Origin of the sequence: Candidatus Dechloromonas phosphoritropha (assembly GCA_016722705.1) — a bacterium.
GTDB lineage: Bacteria > Pseudomonadota > Gammaproteobacteria > Burkholderiales > Rhodocyclaceae > Azonexus > Azonexus phosphoritrophus.
Window position 1 is genome coordinate 2821996 of the sequence record JADKGN010000004.1, and the last position, 17304, is coordinate 2839299.

15 protein-coding genes and 4 pseudogenes are annotated in these 17304 nt (G+C 61.5%); 18 read left to right on the forward strand and 1 reads right to left on the reverse strand.

Going from position 1 to position 17304, the window contains the following annotated elements; genetic code table 11:
• From IPP03_19445 to IPP03_19475, 7 genes are all read left to right on the forward strand, one after another.
• Nucleotides 1–1119 (forward strand): diguanylate cyclase, encoded by a 1119-nt coding sequence (locus tag IPP03_19445; protein ID MBL0354722.1) that lies wholly within the window; start codon nucleotides 1–3, stop codon nucleotides 1117–1119.
• A gap of 46 nt (nucleotides 1120–1165) precedes the next feature.
• Entirely contained in the window at nucleotides 1166–3058 is a 1893-nt protein-coding gene (locus IPP03_19450) for a propionate--CoA ligase (protein ID MBL0354723.1), read from the forward strand.
• Nucleotides 3059–3190: 132 nt separating this feature from the next.
• Nucleotides 3191–4693 (forward strand): exopolyphosphatase, encoded by a 1503-nt coding sequence (gene ppx / locus IPP03_19455; protein MBL0354724.1) that lies wholly within the window; start codon nucleotides 3191–3193, stop codon nucleotides 4691–4693.
• Nucleotides 4690–5796 carry an ABC transporter permease gene (locus IPP03_19460; protein ID MBL0354725.1) on the forward strand — a complete coding sequence of 369 codons (1107 nt, stop codon included), beginning with the start codon at nucleotides 4690–4692 and terminating at the stop codon, nucleotides 5794–5796. The genes ppx and IPP03_19460 overlap by 4 nt, the downstream gene beginning before the upstream one ends.
• Nucleotides 5793–6557, forward strand: coding sequence for an ATP-binding cassette domain-containing protein (locus tag IPP03_19465; GenBank protein ID MBL0354726.1), 765 nt, complete (start codon nucleotides 5793–5795; stop codon nucleotides 6555–6557). Before IPP03_19460 ends, IPP03_19465 begins: the two co-directional genes overlap by 4 nt.
• A gap of 9 nt (nucleotides 6558–6566) precedes the next feature.
• On the forward strand, nucleotides 6567–7493 hold the full coding sequence (locus tag IPP03_19470) for an MCE family protein (protein ID MBL0354727.1): 927 nt from the start codon (nucleotides 6567–6569) through the stop codon (nucleotides 7491–7493).
• 1 nt (nucleotide 7494) lies between these two features.
• Nucleotides 7495–8100: a membrane integrity-associated transporter subunit PqiC gene (locus tag IPP03_19475; protein MBL0354728.1), complete on the forward strand. Its 606-nt coding sequence runs from the start codon at nucleotides 7495–7497 to the stop codon at nucleotides 8098–8100.
• On the opposite strand, the gene IPP03_19480 is transcribed toward IPP03_19475, so the two are convergent.
• Nucleotides 8092–8703, reverse strand: coding sequence for a TetR/AcrR family transcriptional regulator (locus IPP03_19480; protein MBL0354729.1), 612 nt, complete (start codon nucleotides 8701–8703; stop codon nucleotides 8092–8094). The genes IPP03_19475 and IPP03_19480 overlap by 9 nt on opposite strands.
• Before the next feature lie 128 nt (nucleotides 8704–8831).
• Here IPP03_19480 and IPP03_19485 point away from each other — a divergent pair, with 128 nt between their 5' ends.
• The 11 genes and pseudogenes from IPP03_19485 to IPP03_19535 all read left to right on the forward strand — a co-directional run.
• Nucleotides 8832–9581: an electron transfer flavoprotein subunit beta/FixA family protein gene (locus IPP03_19485; GenBank protein ID MBL0354730.1), complete on the forward strand. Its 750-nt coding sequence runs from the start codon at nucleotides 8832–8834 to the stop codon at nucleotides 9579–9581.
• On the forward strand, nucleotides 9582–10514 hold the full coding sequence (locus tag IPP03_19490; protein ID MBL0354731.1) for an electron transfer flavoprotein subunit alpha/FixB family protein: 933 nt from the start codon (nucleotides 9582–9584) through the stop codon (nucleotides 10512–10514).
• A 9-nt stretch (nucleotides 10515–10523) separates the two neighbouring features.
• Nucleotides 10524–11188: pseudogene (locus IPP03_19495) on the forward strand (energy-coupling factor ABC transporter permease).
• Between the two features lie 43 nt (nucleotides 11189–11231).
• The gene (locus IPP03_19500) at nucleotides 11232–12089 is read left to right on the forward strand and encodes a hypothetical protein (protein MBL0354732.1); all 858 of its coding nucleotides are present in this window, start codon (nucleotides 11232–11234) and stop codon (nucleotides 12087–12089) included.
• A 22-nt stretch (nucleotides 12090–12111) separates the two neighbouring features.
• Complete coding sequence (locus IPP03_19505; protein ID MBL0354733.1) at nucleotides 12112–12816, forward strand: hypothetical protein; 705 nt, start codon at nucleotides 12112–12114, stop codon at nucleotides 12814–12816.
• Nucleotides 12813–14612: pseudogene (locus IPP03_19510) on the forward strand (acyl-CoA dehydrogenase). Before IPP03_19505 ends, IPP03_19510 begins: the two are co-directional and overlap by 4 nt.
• 88 nt (nucleotides 14613–14700) lie before the next feature.
• Nucleotides 14701–15084 (forward strand): annotated as a pseudogene (rpsF, locus tag IPP03_19515) (30S ribosomal protein S6).
• A gap of 321 nt (nucleotides 15085–15405) precedes the next feature.
• Nucleotides 15406–15678: a 30S ribosomal protein S18 gene (rpsR, locus tag IPP03_19520; GenBank protein ID MBL0354734.1), complete on the forward strand. Its 273-nt coding sequence runs from the start codon at nucleotides 15406–15408 to the stop codon at nucleotides 15676–15678.
• Nucleotides 15679–15696: 18 nt separating this feature from the next.
• Nucleotides 15697–16143: pseudogene (locus IPP03_19525) on the forward strand (50S ribosomal protein L9).
• A gap of 78 nt (nucleotides 16144–16221) precedes the next feature.
• Nucleotides 16222–16662: a hypothetical protein gene (locus IPP03_19530; GenBank protein MBL0354735.1), complete on the forward strand. Its 441-nt coding sequence runs from the start codon at nucleotides 16222–16224 to the stop codon at nucleotides 16660–16662.
• A 209-nt stretch (nucleotides 16663–16871) separates the two neighbouring features.
• The coding region (locus IPP03_19535; GenBank protein MBL0354736.1) for a hypothetical protein at nucleotides 16872–17304 on the forward strand (433 nt) is incomplete at its 3' end.

The following is a 17304-nucleotide window of genomic DNA, read 5'->3' on the forward strand; positions in this document are numbered from 1 at the left end:
ATGACGGATCCGGTCCGTATTCTGGTTGTCGATGATTCACGACTGGTGCGGATGGCGCTTGCCCGAAACCTTAAGGGAACTTTCGATGTTCACGAGGAGGGCGACGGCGAGGCAGCCTGGCAGCAACTCTTGCTCGACCATTCGATCCGGGCCGTGATCTCCGATCTGCAAATGCCCAAGCTCGATGGTGCCGGACTGCTGCAAAGGGTCAGGGCATCCAAGCAGCGCCGCCTGCAGGAGATGCCTTTTATCGTCGTTTCCGGCGAGGAAACCGAAGAGGAGCGTGAGCGGGTACGGGTGCTGGGAGCCTCCGACTTCGTGACCAAGGGTGCCGGCAGCGCGGTGATCCTGACCCGCCTTAACAACCTGCTTGCGCTGTCGGCTGCCCGCGAGAATCTTGAAGCCGGGCGCGAGAGCATGGTTCAGGATCCGTCAACCGGCCTCTTTTCGCGCAAGTATCTGGAGCACCAGGCTTCGCAGGCGCTGTCGCACGCGGTGCGCTCGGGGATCGACCTTTGCATCATGGTTCTTGGCTTTGATGCCTTCGACCGGGTGTGCGAGCGGCTCGGGCAGGATCTGGCCGAGCGCGTCGGTGCTCGTTTTGCCAAGATGCTCGCCGGCAAGGTGCGAACCGAGGATTCGCTGGGACATTTCGGGCCCGGTCAGTTCGCCATCGTTGCCCCGGGGACTTCGCCGCCGCTGTTCACCACGTTCGCCGAGCGCGTCCGGGAAGCCGTCGAGGTCGCTCATGTCCCGGTTCAGGGGCAACCGGTTTCGCTGACCGTGAGTATTGGCGTGGCCAGCGTGCCGCTCGATAACGTGGATTCGGCGCTGGCATTGCTGGAACTTGCGGGTCGGCGGATGCGCGAAGGCATGCGGGCTGGTGGCAACCGCATCGTTGCCGGCGACGGCGGGCCGGCGAAGCCCCATCAGATAAAGGTGCAAAGAGCACTGGAACTGATCGCCGCGCGGCGCGGCGAAGTCGTGCGCCCGCATCTTGGTCACCTTGGCGTCGAACTGTTGCCGCTGCTGCATCTGATGAATCAGGATTTGGGGTTGAATCTACCGCTGGCGGACATTGAACGCCGCTTTCGTGACCGGGCAAGCGAGAAAAAATAATCCGGCATTCTTTCCATGTGCAGGAAAACAATCTAGAGGATGACATATGACGACATACAAGGAATTCCATCAATACTCCATCGAAAAGCCGGACGAATTCTGGACCGAGCAAGCCAAACTCATCGACTGGAAAGAGCCATTCACCCAAGTGTGCGATTATTCGCGCCCGCCGTTCGCCAAATGGTTCGTCGGCGGCAAGACAAATCTTTGCTACAACGCGGTTGACCGTCACGCCGCCAAGCGTCCGAACGATCGGGCGCTGATCTTTGTCTCGACCGAGACCGACGAGGAAAAGATTTACAGCTTTGCCGAGCTGCAGCGCGAAGTCGAACGCATGGCGGCGATCTATCTGAGCCTCGGCGTCAAGCGCGGTGACCGCGTGCTGATCTACATGCCGATGATTGCCGAGGCCTGCTTCGCGATCCTCGCGTCAGCCCGGATTGGCGCCATTCACTCAGTCGTTTTCGGCGGTTTCGCGTCCGGGTCGCTGGCGACGCGTATCGACGATGCGAAGCCGACCCTGATCGTTTCTTCCGATGCCGGCATGCGCGGCGGCAGGGCCGTGCCCTACAAGCATCTGCTTGACGAAGGCATTGATCTGGCCGAGTACAAGCCAGCCAAGGTCCTGATGATCGACCGCGGCATCGACAAGGGCTTCAACAAGGTTGCCGGTCGTGATCAGGACTACGCGACCCTGCGCGCCCAGTTCATGGATGCCCAGGTGCCGTGCGAGTGGATAGAATCCTCCGAGCCGTCCTATATTCTTTATACCTCCGGGACGACCGGTAAGCCCAAGGGGGTGCAGCGCGATACCGGCGGCTATGCGGTGGCTCTGGCCTCTTCGATGAAGAACATCTATTGTGGCGGCGAGGGTGAAACCTACTTCTCGACCTCGGACATCGGCTGGGTGGTTGGCCACTCCTACATCATCTACGGTCCGCTGATCGCCGGCATGGCGACAGTCATGTATGAAGGCACGCCGCTGCGTCCGGACGCCGGTATCTGGTGGCATATTATCGAGAAGTACAAGGTCAATGTCATGTTCACGGCGCCGACTGCGGCGCGCGTCCTGAAGAAGCAGGATCCGGCGTACATGCACAAATACGACCTGTCCTCGCTCAAACACATCTTCATGGCTGGCGAGCCGCTCGATCAGCCGACACACGAGTGGTTCATGACCGAGTTGCAGAAGCCGATCATCGACAACTACTGGCAGACCGAAACTGGCTGGCCGATGCTGTCCGGCGTGCCTGGTGTTGAGAAGACGCCGATCAAGTACGGTTCGCCGAGTTTCCCGGTATATGGATACAACCTGAAGATTTACCGTGAGGACGGTTCCGAGTGCGATGCGAACGAGAAGGGCATCGCCGCCGTGGTCCCGCCGCTGCCACCGGGCTGCTTGACCACCGTCTGGGGCCAGGACGACCGCTTCGTCAGCACCTATTTCACCCTGTTCAAGGAGCCGCTGGTGTACTCGTCTTTCGACTGGGCGATCCGGGACGACGACGGTTACTTCACGATCCTTGGCCGCACCGACGACGTGATCAACGTCGCCGGCCACCGTCTCGGCACGCGTGAAATCGAGGAGGCGATCCAGAACCATCCGGCCATCGCCGAAGTCGCCGTGGTCGGTGTCGAGGACAAGTTGAAGGGCCAGATGCCGATGGCCTTCGCCGTGGTCAAGGATAGCTCGAAGATCGCGACTCCCGAACTGACCAAGGCGCTGGAGAAGGCGGTCATGGGAACGGTCGACGGCATTCTCGGCGCCATTGCGCGTCCGGGCCGTGTCTATTTCGTGAGCGGTCTGCCCAAGACCCGTTCCGGCAAGATGCTGCGCCGTTCGCTGCAGGCGCTGGCTGAAGGCCGCGATGTCGGTGATCTGCCGACGATCGACGATGCGTCGACGCTGGAACAGATCAAGAGGGTGCTGGACAGCTAATCACGCCTGCAATTTCCTGCACGGACCCGCCGGGGAAACCCGGCGGGTTTTTTGTGTTTGGGCCGTAGGAATGAGCGCCGTTGGCGAATGTTAGAATGCCGGCCAGATGCACAATTCAGTGATCGCGAGCAAATGATTTACGAAACCATTGCTGCTGTCGATATAGGTTCCAACAGCTTCCGCCTGCAGTTGGGCCGGGTGGTCGATGACCAGATCTATGCCCTGGACTCGCTCAAAGAGCCAGTGCGTCTGGCGTCCGGGCTGATGGTGGACAAGCGTCTCGATCTCGAGTCGCAGGAGCGCGCCCTCAAGGCTTTGCGCTGTTTCGGCGAGCGCCTGCGCGGACTGGATCAGGGCGCGGTACGGGCGGTGGCGACCAATACTATGCGCGTGGCCAAGAATGCGGCTGAGTTTCTGCCGCTGGCCGAGGAGGCGCTCGGCTTTCCCATCGAGATTATCGCCGGCCGCGAAGAGGCGCGCCTGATCTACCTTGGTGCCGCGCATTCGCTCCCGGCTGCCGCGCACAGGCGACTGGTCGTCGATATCGGCGGCGGATCAACCGAGTTCATCATTGGCAAGAGGCATCGACCGCAACTGATGGAATCGCTGTACATGGGCTGCGTCAGCTACACGTTGCGCTTTTTCCCGGATGGCAAGGTCAACCGGAAGCGCTTACGCGACGCGCAGGTCGCCGCAGCAAAGGAAATCGAGCTTATCGCCCATGACTACAAGAGGCTTGGGTGGAAGGAGGCGGTCGGTTCTTCCGGGTCGGCGCGGGCGATTGCCGATGTGCTGGAGCTGAACCAGTTGAACCCGGGTGGCCGGTTCGGCATTACCCGGGAAGGACTCGACATGTTGTGTGACCTGCTGGTCGAGGCCGGCTCGGCCGAGGCCCTCGATCTGCAGGGCATCAAGGCGGATCGCATACCGGTCATGGCGGGTGGAATTGCCATCATGTCGGCGGTTTTCGCGGAGATCGGGATCGAGACGATGTCGTATGCCGATGGCGCCCTGCGCCTCGGCGTTCTCTACGATCTTCTCGGCCGATATCGCGACCACGACATGCGTGATTCGACGGTGGAGCAGTTCCGCCGCCGTTATCAGGTCGAGGTTGACCAGAGCGAGCGGGTCGAAGCCACTGCCCTGTCGGCGCTTACGCAGCTTGACGAGGCCGCGCCCGGCACGGGCGACCTACAGTTTCTGTCGTGGGCGGCGCGTCTCCATGAAATTGGTATTTCAGTGGCGCACAGCGCCTACCACAAGCACGGCGCCTACATTCTGACCTACGCTGACATGCCGGGCTTTTCGAAGCGGGATCAGGCCCGTCTGGCGATGCTGGTCCTCGCCCACCGCGGAACGCTTGACAAGCTGCGGGCCCTGCCTGCGGTCGACAGTATCTGGAAGCTGATTTTCAGTCTGCGGCTGGCGGTTCTGCTGCACCGGGCACGCAACGATCGTGCGCTGCCGGCATGGAGGGTGGCGGCAACATCCGATGGCTTTCGACTTGATCTGCCGGCGAGATGGCTGGCGGAAAATCCATGGACGGCGGCGGCCTTTAGTGAGGAGGCGGCAGTGTGGAAGGAAATCGGCCACGATTACGCGGTGAAGTCGACCGCAGAGAGGGGGCCGGCATGAGCAACCCGCCCCGTCTGCTGATCGAGCCGGGGAAGGTCGTGCTGAGTGGGGAATGGACGCTAGCCGCGCTGCTTCCTGAGCTTTCGCAATTGCGGTCGAGGCTGGTGGTGGGCGGGCTGGGCGACTTGTCGTGGGATCTCTCGGCCGTCGACCGGCTGGACAGCGCGGCAGCGGTGCTCCTCTGGCGGACGTGGAATGAGTGCTGGCCGGCCGAACTGAGCGTTTCCGATAGCTGCCGGCATGCCCTTGAACGCGTCGCGGCTGCCCCGGCGGATGCCGATTCCGGGCAGGACGCGGGGTCGGGGCTGGTCGAGCGGATCGGCTACCTCGTGCTTGCGGTCATCGACAACGGCCGTGGGCTGGTGACGCTGTATGGGCAAATGCTGCTCGATGTCTTGTATCTCGCTCGTCACCCCGCGCAAATGCCGTGGAAGGAAATTGCGGCAAATATCTACAAGGCCGGTGCGCTGGCCTTGCCGGTCACCGGACTGGTCGGTTTCCTGATCGGCGTGACGATCAGCTACCTGTCCGCCTTACAGTTGCGCAGCGTCGGTGCCGACCTGTTCATCATCAATATCCTCGGCATTTCGATCATTCGCGAACTTGGGCCAGTACTGGTCGCGGTGCTCGTCGCCGGCCGTTCGGGTTCAGCAATGACGGCGCAGATCGGCGTGATGCGGGTGACCGAGGAAATCGACGCCTTGTCGGCCATGGGAATTTCGCGCAGCATTCGCGTCATTTTGCCCAAATTATTGGCGTTGACCGTGGTAATGCCATTGCTCGTGCTGTGGGCTTCGGCCATCGCCCTGATCGGCGGCATGCTGTCGGCGATGCTGCAACTCGATATTTCGCTGATCTATTTCGTCGAAAACCTGCAGCGCGCGGTCCCGGTCGCCAACCTTGTCATCGGCCTGGCCAAAGGACTGGTTTTCGGCTTCATCATCGCTTGGGTCGCCTGTCATTTCGGCTTGCGCGTCAAGCCCAATACCGAGAGCCTGTCGGCCAACACGACCACCTCTGTGGTCACGGCGATCACCCTGGTCATTCTGGTCGATGCGGTGTTTGCGATTGCCACCCGCAACATGGGCATCCCGCAACTATGAGCGACGCTTTGCCAACCGCTGTTGTCGAGATGCGCGGCCTGAGCACGCGCATTGGTGATCGTTACATACATCGCAATCTCGACCTGCGGGTCGAACGCGGACAGGTGGTCGGTCTGGTCGGCGGCTCGGGCAGCGGCAAGACGACATTGCTGCGCCAGATCCTCGGGCTGCTGCAGCCGGCGGCCGGCACGGTTCGCCTGTTCGGGCGGGATCTCGTCGCCGCCCGCCCGGAAGAGCAGACCGCCATCCTGCGTCGGCTCGGCATGCTGTTCCAGGCTGGTGCATTGTTCTCGGCGTTGCCGGTATTCGACAACGTCGCCTTTCCCTTGCGCGAGTTGAAGCTCCTCGACGCAGACTGGATTCGCCGCCTGGTCAATCTCAAGCTGGCACTGGTCGAGATGGAGGCGGAGCACGGCCGACTGATGCCCGCCGAACTTTCCGGCGGCATGGTCAAGCGCGTGGCGCTGGCCCGTGCCCTGGCGCTCGAACCTGAATTGCTGCTGCTCGACGAGCCGACGGCGGGTCTCGATCCGGATCGCAGCAGAAGCTTCATCAAACTGCTCGGGCAGTTGCAGGGCGAACTTGGCCTGACGGTGATCATGGTGACCCACGATCCGGAAACGCTTGCCGGCCTGGCGACCCATATCGCCGTGCTGGCCGACCAGCATATCGTCAATTTTGGCCCCGCTGCGGAAGTCATGGCCGGCGATCATCCGGTCGTTGCCGGTTTCCGGGATGGCGATAAGTCAAGGTTGTTGTAGGATTCGGCAATGGAAAACAAGTCGCATGCCTTTATCGCCGGTCTCTTCGCGCTTGTCCTCGGTGCGGCGGTGATCTTCGCCCTGTTCTGGTTACGCGGTACGCAGGAAAATCTGCGTGACTACGTCGTGGTCACCAAACACAGCATCGGCGGCCTTAATCCCCAGGCCCAGGTGCGTTATCGCGGGATTCGTGTCGGCAAGGTGACGGATATCCGGCTCGATCGCGACAACCCCAGCGACATCCTGATCAAGATATCCATCGCCGACGACATTCCGCTAACCAAGGGTACGGTCGCCACGCTTTCATATCAGGGGGTCACCGGAATCGCTCATGTTCTGCTGGTCGATAACGGCAAGAATCGCGAACCGCTGGTTGCCATTGACGGCAATCTGCCGCGTATCGCCATGAGTCCGTCGTTGTTCGACGAGGTCAGCGAGAGTGGCACCACGGCGCTGCACCAGGCGCAGGAAATCATGACGGCGGCCAGCGATCTGCTGAACGAGGAAAACCGCCGGCGCTTCGCGGCGACCCTGGTCAATCTGGAAGCGGCGTCGGCCAGCATGAAGCCAGCGCTCGACAACATGAACGCGTCGCTGCTCCAGGTACGCAAGCTGCTCGATGACCGCAATGTGCGGGGTCTTTCACAGGCTGCCGGCGAAGTCGGCCCGTTGCTCGCCGATACGCGGCAACTGGTGAGCAGGATGCAGGCGACCGCCGACAAACTCGACGTGGCCATCGGCGACGCCTCCGCTGGCGGGACCTCGGCGCTGATGCCGCGGCTCAATGAACTGGCGGCGGATTTCTCGCTGACCTCCAGGCAGTTGAGCCGCGTCCTGCGCCTGCTCGAGGACTCGCCCCAGGGGCTCGTCTTCGGGGTGCCGGCTGCGACGCCGGGACCCGGAGAGCCAGGGTTCTCTTCTGCTGGGGGCCGCTGACGTGCGCCGTCCGCTGATCGCCTTTTGCTGCCTGCTCCTTGCGGCCTGTTATTCGGCCGGGAAGAGGGGAGGCGATAGTGCGCTGGCCATCTACGATCTTGGTCCGCCTGCCGTTCACGTGGCGGCCATGCTCAAGCGCCGCGAACTGGCGCTTGAGGTGCGGGCGCCCCTCTGGATGGACTCGATGGGCATCGAGTACCGGCTCGCCTATGACGAGCCGGCGCGCCTGCGCGAATACACTCGGGCACGCTGGGCTGGCCCGCCGGCACAGCTCATTCAGCAACGACTGATTCAGCAGCTCGGCATGCGGCCATCGGGTCAGGGCAGGACGCGCTGCGTGCTGCGAATCGACGTCGATTCCTTTGCTCAGGTCTTCAGTGATCCAGCGACGAGTCGCGGTCAGTTGCGGGGCAGGGCGCAACTCCTCGATTCGACGCGGGCACTCCTGATGATCTACGAGTTCAGTATCGAGAATTACGCGCCAAGCGCCGATTCGCGCGGCGGGGTTGCCGCCCTGGCCGAGGCGGTCGATCAACTGGCGCGCGAGCTTGCGGTCTGGGAAAAGTCCGCCTGGAGCGCGGGCAAGGGTGCTGACTGTTCAAGCTGAGACTATGTATTCGGCGATCCGCTGTTTCAGGTCTTCAAGATGGTCGTCGAAATGGGTGCAGTGCATCAGTGACAGCCCGAAGACGCAGGCATAGAGCAGCAGGCTGCGGCTCTTGGCCTCGGTATCCGTCATGCCGGCGGCGACGAAAAGCTTGCGGGTACAGTCCAGTCGATAGAGATCGACCGCTTCGACGAATGTCGCCGCTTGCGGGTCACGGCGGGCCCAGTCGCGAACCGCGAGTTCGATCGCCATTCCCTTGCGATTGCGACTGGCGCCATAGACCTCGACGGCAAAGTGAAGCTGTTCGCGCTCCCTCCCCGGCGTCACCGACGTGGTCTTCTCGATGTCACGGATGCGGCCTTCCTTCCAGTATTCGAGCATCGCCGTGAGCAGATCCTGGCGGTCCTTGAAATGCCAGTAGAAGCTGCCCTTGGTGACACCGCAACGTTTGGCGAGGACTTCGATGCGGAGTCCGCTGAGGCCGTCGCGGGCCAGTACGTCGATGGCGCCTTCGATCCAGTTTCCGCGGTCAAGCTGCACCCGCGGGCTCGCCAGTTTGCGGCGGGCCGGTTGGATCCGGGGGTTGACAGAAGGTGTTTCCATACGCTACCGTATGTACTCCATACGAGACGGTATGGTCATTGTGCGCAATGTTGTGCGCTCTGTCAAACTGGTGGCAATCTGTAGTAAAAAGGCACTGACAAAATCAACTGACCGGAAAGGAGCGCTTTGTGAAGATTCTCGTCCCCGTGAAACGGGTAGTGGACTACAACGTCAAGATTCGTCTGAAGGCGGATGGCACGGGTGTGGATCTGGCCAACGTCAAGATGAGCATGAACCCCTTTGACGAAATCGCCATTGAAGAGGCGGTCCGGCTCAAGGAGGCGGGCGTTGCCACCGAAGTCATCGCCGTTTCCTGCGGGCTCGCCGCCTGCCAGGAAACCCTGCGCACGGCAATGGCCATCGGCGCCGACCGCGGGATCCTCGTCCAAACCGACGTCGAACTGGAACCGATCGCTGTCGCCAAGTTGCTGAAAGCCCTCTGCGACAGGGAACAGCCGAAACTCGTCATTTGCGGCAAGCAGGCCATCGACGACGATGCCAACCAGACCGGCCAGATGCTGGCGGCGCTGGCAGGCTGGCCGCAGGCCACCTTTGCCTCCAAGGTCGTCATCGCCGACGGCAAGGCCATGGTCACGCGCGAAATCGACGGCGGTCTCGAAACCCTCGAGATGTTGCTGCCAGCAGTGGTTACTTCCGACCTTCGTCTGAACGAGCCGCGCTATGCAACGCTGCCGAACATCATGAAGGCCAAGAAGAAGAAGCTTGACACTGTCAAGCCAGCCGAACTTGGCGTCGATGTTGCTCCACGTCTGACGGTACTCAAGGTCAGCGAGCCGCCCAAGCGCTCGGCCGGCGTCAAGGTTGCCGACGTCGCCGAACTCGTCAATAAACTCAAGAACGAAGCCAAGGTGATCTAAATGACCATTCTCGTTATCGCTGAACATGACCATCAGGGCCTCAAGGCCGCCACACTCAACGCGGTCGCCGCTGCCGGCAAGATCGGTGGCGAGATCCATGTTCTCGTCGCCGGATCTGACTGCGACGGCGCCGTCCAGGAAGCCGCAGGCCTGCAGGGTGTCGCCAGAGTCAAGGTAGCCGATGCGCCTCACTATGCATCCCAGACCGCCGAGAACCTTGCCGCACTGGTTATCGCGAATGCGACGGGCTACACTCATATTCTCACGGCGGCCAGCCCCTTCGGCAAGAATATCCTGCCGCGTGTCGCGGCGCTGCTCGACGTTGGCCAGATATCCGAAATTAGCGCTGTTGAATCCGCCGATACCTTCACCCGCCCGATCTACGCCGGAAGCGCACTGGCCACGGTGAAGAGCGCCGACCCGGTCAAGGTGATCACCGTCCGCACCACTGCCTTCGATGCGGTCGCCGGTGGCGGCTCGGCCGAGGTGGAATACATCGCCGCCGCAGCCGATACTGCGCAGACGACGCTGATCAACCGCGAACTGGCCAAGTCCGAACGTCCGGAACTTGGCGCCGCCAAGATCATCGTTGCTGGTGGGCGCGGCATGGGCAGTGGCGAGAATTATCACAGGCTGCTCGAACCGCTTGCCGACAAACTCGGTGCCGCGCTGGGGGCTTCAAGGGCCGCGGTCGACGCCGGATTCGTGCCGAACGACTACCAGGTCGGCCAGACCGGCAAGATCGTCGCGCCGCAACTGTATCTGGCGATCGGCATCTCCGGAGCCATACAGCACCTGGCCGGGATGAAGGACTCGAAGGTCATCGTCGCCATCAACAAGGATCCCGATGCACCCATCTTCCAGGTGGCAGATTACGGACTGGTCGGCGATCTGTTCGAAGTGGTTCCGCAGCTCGAGGCAGCCGTCGGCTAGAATGGCCGAGTGAATCTGCCTGATACTTTGCTGGGCGAGGGTTGGTACTGGGCTGCCTGGGCTGTCTGGCTGCCACTCTTCGCCCGCAGTCTGTTCAGGGCGCCGTGGGCACTGCTCAAGAAGTCCGAGCAGTTGAACGTGTGGCTCGGCATGATCGTGCTGCTGGCGCTGATGTGGAGTCTCAAGGAGGGGTCAAGCCTGGTCTGTCGCTGCATCTTCTGGGAGCGACGGTCTTTACCCTCAGCTTCGGTCCACATCTTGCGTTCATCGGCCTTTCGCTGGTCCTTCTGGGTGTCACCCTGAATGGCGATGGCGGGTACTTGGCCTTTGCAATCAACGCACTCGTGATGGCGGGTGTCGGGGTGACCATCAGTCAAGCCGTCCATAGGCTGGTCTTGGGCTTCCTGCCACGGCACTTCTGCATCTATGTCTTCATCAATGGCTTCCTTGGCTCGTTCCTGACGGTGCTGGGCGTGGGAATCGCGGCGACTTGCCTGCTGGCGATGGCCGGCGCTTACCCCTGGGACCATCTGGCCAGCGAGTATCTGCCGTATTTTATCCTCCTCGGGTTTTCGGAAGCCTGGCTCAGCGGCATGTTGATGACCCTCTTCGTAATCTATCGTCCGGAGTGGGTTGTGACTTTTGACGATTCCAGTTATCTCGCCAACAAATAGGTACTACAATTCGAAAAAATTCATGTCATTGGGGTCTAAAGTATTGAAAAATTCCATATTCCGTTCTTCCCTGATTGCAGCGATGATTGCGCTGGCGGGGGAGGCGGCGGCAATCGGCCTCGGGGAACTCAGAGGGAAGGCGGCTCTGGGCGACAAGCCGCGCTTCGAGGTCGATATTCTGGGTGCGGGGGCGGGTTTGCTGGATTCCAGCTGTTTCCGGCTCACGAAGCCCGCCGGCGACGATGATCTTCCCTGGTTGAAGCAGGCGACGCTCTCGGTTCGCAGGGGCTATCCGCCGGTACTCGAGATTCGTCCTGGTGTGCCGCTTGCGGACCCCGTGTTTGCGGTGGTGGTGAATGTCTCATGTGGGCATGACATCGTCCGGGAGTACGTCGTTTTTGCGTCACCACCGATCGGCCGCGCTGTGGACACGTCGCCTCGGGGCAGGGTGCCGGCGGCGACGCCGGCGCCGCGAAGGCAGGCTGGAGCGGCTCGCACTGCGGGGGCTCCGCAACGAGCGATTACCCGTCCGTTATCAGCGCCTGCCCCGGTGACCGGTCAACCGGCCGGGCCGGCGAAGGTTCAGGTCGCCGAGGCTGACGTGGCGCCGGCAGACGACAAGATCAAGAGCATGGAGGCCACGGTTGCCGACTTGCAGCAGCGCGCGGCCGAGCTGACGCAGAAACTGGAACTGGCGGCTGCTACCCCGGCCGCGGGGCAACCGGCTCAGCCCGAGGTCAAGCCGGTAACGCCGGTCCCGGCGCCTGAAGCGATCGTCACGGCAGCACCTGTCAGCGGAGGTTCCGATGGTTCGAACAATACCCTTTACGGGGGCGCTGATTGGCGCGCTTGTGGCCGTTGCTGGCTGGCTGTTCTGGAGGAATTCCCGGGAGCGCGATGATCGGGGTGCGAACGGCAATGTTGTGGATGTCGAAGTCGACCCGCAACGCAAGGAAGAGCGCGAGGAGCGGGGCGGCGTTGACCTGCCGGTAGGGTCCGCTGCCATGAGGATGCCGATGAAGCTCGATGTCGGTGCCGAAGCGCCGTCGCGGCTGGACTCGATCATGTCGGTCTCGGCAGCCACGGTCGACGAGCATTTCGAGGCCAATCCGGTCATGGAACTGGCTGAAATAATGCTCTCTTTCGGGCGTGTGAAGGGTGCGGCACAGGCGCTTCAGGAGTATATCGACAGCAATCCGCAGGAAGCCCTCAAGCCATGGATCAGGCTTATGGAAGTCTACCGGATGGCGGGAATGCGCAAGGAATTCGAGAAGGTTGCCCGTGACCTCAACAAGAATTTCAACGTTGAGGTGCAGAGGTGGGAGCAGACGGTCGAGCCCGAGAGCGAGGGACCGGTTGACGTGATCCTCGATACCGAGCCGGTGGCCACAGGCAACCGGCTTGCCGAAGGCAAGATTGAAGGAATCGAGGGCATGCCGGCGATCACGGAGCAGGTTCTCATGCGCTGGAACGACGGCAGCGTCATCGAATACATGAATCAACTGCTGCGCGACAACCGGGGCGGGACGCGCCTGGGCTTCTCTTTGCCGGTCATCAGCGACATCCTGTTTCTGGTCGAGTTGAAAGAATTGTCAAACAATATTGAAAGCGAGTCCACACCATCATGAGTGAGTATCAGGCCCCATTGAAGGACATCCGGTTTGTCATGCAGGATCTGGCCGGTCTTGACCAGATCGTGTCCTTGCCGGGTTACGAGGAAGCGACACCGGATGTCGTGGATGCAATTCTCGAAGAAGCCGCGAAGTTTGCCGGTGGAGTTCTTTCTCCTCTCAATCAGGTAGGCGACAGGGACGGTGCCCGATGGAAGGATACCATCGTCACTACCCCGGCTGGGTTCAAGGAGGCTTATCGGCAGTTCAGGACAACGGCTGGAACGCGCTTGGCTGCGACCCGGACTTCGGCGGGCAGGGACTGCCGCGATTGTTGTCTACCGCGGTCAGCGAGATGTGGAAGGCGTCCAATCATGCTTTCTCGCTATGTCCGATGCTGACCCAGGGAGCCATCGAGGCGCTGATGATCGCTGGCAGCGACGAACAGAAGGCGGCTTACCTGCCGAACCTCGTATCCGGTGAATGGGCTGGAACGATGAACCTGACCGAACCGTCCGCGGGTTCCGATCTGGCGGCTGTGCGCAGTCGTGCCGAGCCAGTAGGCGACGGCACCTACCGGATTTTCGGCCAGAAGATTTTCATCACCTACGGCGAGCACGACATGACGGAAAACATCGTTCATCTCGTGCTGGCGCGCACCCCGATGCACCGGAAGGCGTCAAGGGCATCTCGCTGTTCGTCGTCTCCAAGTTTGTGCTAACGGCCGATGGCAAGCTGGGCGAGCGCAATGACGTTCACCGTGTTTCGATAGAGCACAAGCTTGGCATCCATGGCAGCCCGACGGCGGTGTTGGCCTTCGGCGACCACGGCGGTGCCATTGGTACGCTGGTTGGCGAAGAGAATCGCGGCCTCGAATACATGTTCATCATGATGAACGCCGCCCGCTTCAATGTCGGTCTGGAAGGACTGGGCGATGCCGAAAGGGCGTATCAGCGCGCCGTGGGCTATGCCAGGGATCGTGTCCAGGGCGGCGAAGTTGGAGTCCGGGGCGGCCCCAAGGTAGCGATCATCCGTCACCCTGATGTCCGTCGCATGCTGATGTCGATGCGCGCCCGCATCGAGGCGATGCGGGCGCTGGCCTACGTCACCGCAGCCGCGCTTGACAATGCGCACCAGAATCCGGATGGCGCCGCGCGTGCTCAGGCGCATGCATTCGCCGACCTGATGATTCCGGTGGTCAAGGGCTGGAGCACCGAGAGTTCGATCGACATCGCTTCCCTAGGCGTCCAGGTGCACGGGGGCATGGGCTACGTTGAGGAAACCGGCGCTGCCCAACACCTGCGCGATGCCCGTATCACGACGATCTACGAAGGAACGACGGCAATCCAGGCCAACGATCTGATCGGTCGCAAGATTGCCCGGGAGCAGGGGGCCACCATCAACGCGGTGATCCGCGAAATGCGCACCGCTGCCGCCGGTTTGGACGGTGATCTGGCAATGATCGGAGGCCGCCAGCTTGCCGCGGTCGACGCGCTGGAAAGGGCTGTTTTCTGGATTGTGGCTAATTTCGCCAGTGATCCGAAGGTGGTTCATGCCGGGGCGGTACCCTTTCTCCACCTGTTCGGCACCGTTGCCGGCGGTTGGCAGATGGGGCGGGCGGCGGTAATCGCCCGGGCGCGAATCGCGGCCGGCGACGACGACCCGTTCTGGTCAGCCAGTTGGCGACGACCCGCTTCTTCGCCGATCATTGCCTGACCCAGGCAGCCGGCCTAGCGGAATCCATCATCGGCGGCGCGCCAGGGCGCTGGAAATGGCCGACGACAGCTTCTGGACAAATTCCCCGTTTTGAGTGAAAGCCTGCGATAGTTGTTATAATCGTGGGCTTTTCAACCTTGCCCCACCGCATCCGCATGGCGGGGGTTTAACCCAGAAGGAGTTTGCATGCGTCATTACGAAATCTGCTTTATCGTCCATCCGGACCAAAGCGAACAGGTGCCCGGCATGGTTGAGCGCTATCGCGCCATCATTGCCGCCAAGAGCGGCAGGATTCATCGTCTGGAAGACTGGGGCCGGCGCCAGCTGGCCTACCTGATCCAGAAAATCCACAAGGCTCACTACGTCCTGATGAACATCGAGTGCGACGGCGAGACGCTGAACGAACTCGAACACTCGTTCAAGTTCAACGATGCCGTCCTGCGCCATCTCACCGTCAAGATGAAGGCTGCGGTGACGACTCCCCTCCCCGATGATGAAGGATGAGAAGTCCAGGTCAATGATGCTCGGGACACGACTCCGGCGGAGTCGGCCGAAGCGGCTGTTGCCTGACGGCAATTCGTACGGGAAAGACGGCTGAACCGCGTCGAACCTCGGGAAGGCTGGTCGAGCGCAAAGCCCTGCGCTATACCCCGGCAGGAGTACCGGTCAGTGAAGGATTGCTGAAACACGGGTCGACGCAGATCGAAAGCGGTACGGAGCGCTTGGTCGAGGTGGAAATTGCTGTAGTGGCTATGGGCGAACCCGCCCGCTGGCTTCAGGCGGTATCGATCGGCGGGCAGTCAATGTGACTGGCTTTCTGGTAGCCAGGAGCCGCAACAGCAAGACACCTGTGCTGCAGTGAATTCAATCGAATTTTTGGAAGGAAATGAAATGGCTCGATTCTTCAAGAAGAAGGAAGACGACAAGAAAAAACGCGGTAGCGGTCTCTTCAAGCGCCGCAAGTTCTGCCGTTTTACGGCGGAAAAAGTCGAACAGATCGACTACAAGGATGTGGATGTCTTGAAAGAATACATCCAGGAAAACGCCAAGATCATGCCGGCACGGCTGACGGGCACCAAGGCGGGTTATCAGCGCCAGTTGGGCACCGCGATCAAGCGTGCCCGGTTTCTGGCACTGCCGCCCTACACCGACAACCATCAATAATTCCCGGGGAGACGAAACATGCAAATCATTCTGCTCGAGACGATAATCAACCTCGGCAACCTTGGCGACATCGTCAAGGTCAGGGACGGCTACGCCCGCAACTTCCTGATCCCTAAGCACATGGCGAAGCGTGCCACGCCGGCTACCCTGGCTGAGTTCGAGGCCCGGCGTGCGGAGCTGGAACGGGTTGCCGCCGAAAAGCGGGCGCGGCACAAGGCATCGCCGACAAGATGGCCGGTCTCTCGGTTTCCCTCGCCCGTAGGCCGGCATGGACGGCCGTCTGTTCGGGTCGGTCAGCAATGCCGATATTGCCGAGGCGCCTGAAGCTCGCCGGCTTTGACGTCGACAAGTCGGCCATCCGTATGCCGGATGGGCCCACTGAAGACGATTGGCGAATTCCTGCTTGATGTTGTGGTGCACGCCGACGTGGTGGCAAACATCTCCGTGGCAGTGGTTTCCGGCTAATCCAGGCTGTCCATTGCGACCAAAGGCCTCGCAAATCGCGGGGCCTTTTAATTTAAACTTGGCCACATGAATCAGCGCTTGCTGGCAGTGTTTCTGCTGGGCGACTCTGCGCTTGCCCAGTTGCGGGTGCCACCGCACCTGATTGAGGCGTGGAGCAGCCCGGTCCCGGGTGGTTGTTGCTCGACAAACCAGGCCTGGGACCTGATGGGCGATCTGGCTACCGACAGTGATTTCTATCGCGACGAGCATCGGCGTATCTTCCGGCAGATTCGCAACCTGCTCGAAAGTCGAGGCCGGCTGGACGTCGTCGGTCGCCGAAGCTCTCGACGCCGCAGGCGAAGGCGATCAGACCGGTGGGCTGGCCTATCTTGGGAGAACTTGCTGCGAACACGCTGCTTCGGCTGCAAAATATCAGGCGTTACGCCGATTGTCCGCGAACGGCTGTCCTGCGCCAACTGGTCGCCACGGCCGACGAAATTAAGCCGCCGATGCGCCGAACCCGCTTGGGCGGGATGCTGATACCCCCGCTCGACGAGGCGGAATCCAAGATCTTCGCCATTGCCGAAGCCGGTGCCGGTCAGCAGCGATGGTTTCGTCCACACTGTAATCCTTGCTGACCCAGGTCGTCGAACGCATCCAGGAACTGCATCGACCGCGACAACCTGTCGGATATCACCGGTGTTCCCACCGGCTACGTTGATCTTGACCGATGACATCCGGCTTCGGTAATCGGGCGATCTGATCATCGTCGCTGGAAGGCCGTCGATGGAAAAACCGCCTTTGCGCTGAACATTGCCGAAAACCGGCGGTCGAGACTTCGGTCTGCCGGTGGAAATATTCTCGATGGAAATGGGGGCACGCAACTGGCGGGATGCGGGATGCTGGTGTCGATCGGACGCCCTGATTCGCATCGGGTGCGCAGCGGACGCCCGACCGATGACGAATGGTCGCGGTCCTCGTTCGCGCTGGGAAAACTGCACGAAGCGCCCATCTATATCGATGAAACCGGTGGACTGACCCCCGGCCAACCTTGCGCGTCCTGGCGCGACGGGCTGGCGCGCCAGCATGGAGGCAAAGCTCGGCCTGTGCTGGTGATCGACTATAGTCCAGTCGATGAGCGGCAACCGCCAGGGCGAAAACCGGCGACCCCGGTCTCGGACA

Bases quoted from the DNA above. Each gene is read 5' to 3' on its own strand.
- IPP03_19450 (MBL0354723.1), top strand. From the start codon at position 1,166: ATGACGACATACAAGGAATTCCATCAATACTCCATCGAAAAGCCGGAC.
- ppx (MBL0354724.1), top strand. From the start codon at position 3,191: ATGATTTACGAAACCATTGCTGCTGTCGATATAGGTTCCAACAGCTTC.
- IPP03_19490 (MBL0354731.1), top strand. From the start codon at position 9,582: ATGACCATTCTCGTTATCGCTGAACATGACCATCAGGGCCTCAAGGCC.
- IPP03_19445 (MBL0354722.1), top strand. From the start codon at position 1: ATGACGGATCCGGTCCGTATTCTGGTTGTCGATGATTCACGACTGGTG.
- IPP03_19470 (MBL0354727.1), top strand. From the start codon at position 6,567: ATGGAAAACAAGTCGCATGCCTTTATCGCCGGTCTCTTCGCGCTTGTC.
- IPP03_19465 (MBL0354726.1), top strand. From the start codon at position 5,793: ATGAGCGACGCTTTGCCAACCGCTGTTGTCGAGATGCGCGGCCTGAGC.
- rpsR (MBL0354734.1), top strand. From the start codon at position 15,406: ATGGCTCGATTCTTCAAGAAGAAGGAAGACGACAAGAAAAAACGCGGT.
- IPP03_19480 (MBL0354729.1), bottom strand. From the start codon at position 8,703: ATGGAAACACCTTCTGTCAACCCCCGGATCCAACCGGCCCGCCGCAAA.
- IPP03_19460 (MBL0354725.1), top strand. From the start codon at position 4,690: ATGAGCAACCCGCCCCGTCTGCTGATCGAGCCGGGGAAGGTCGTGCTG.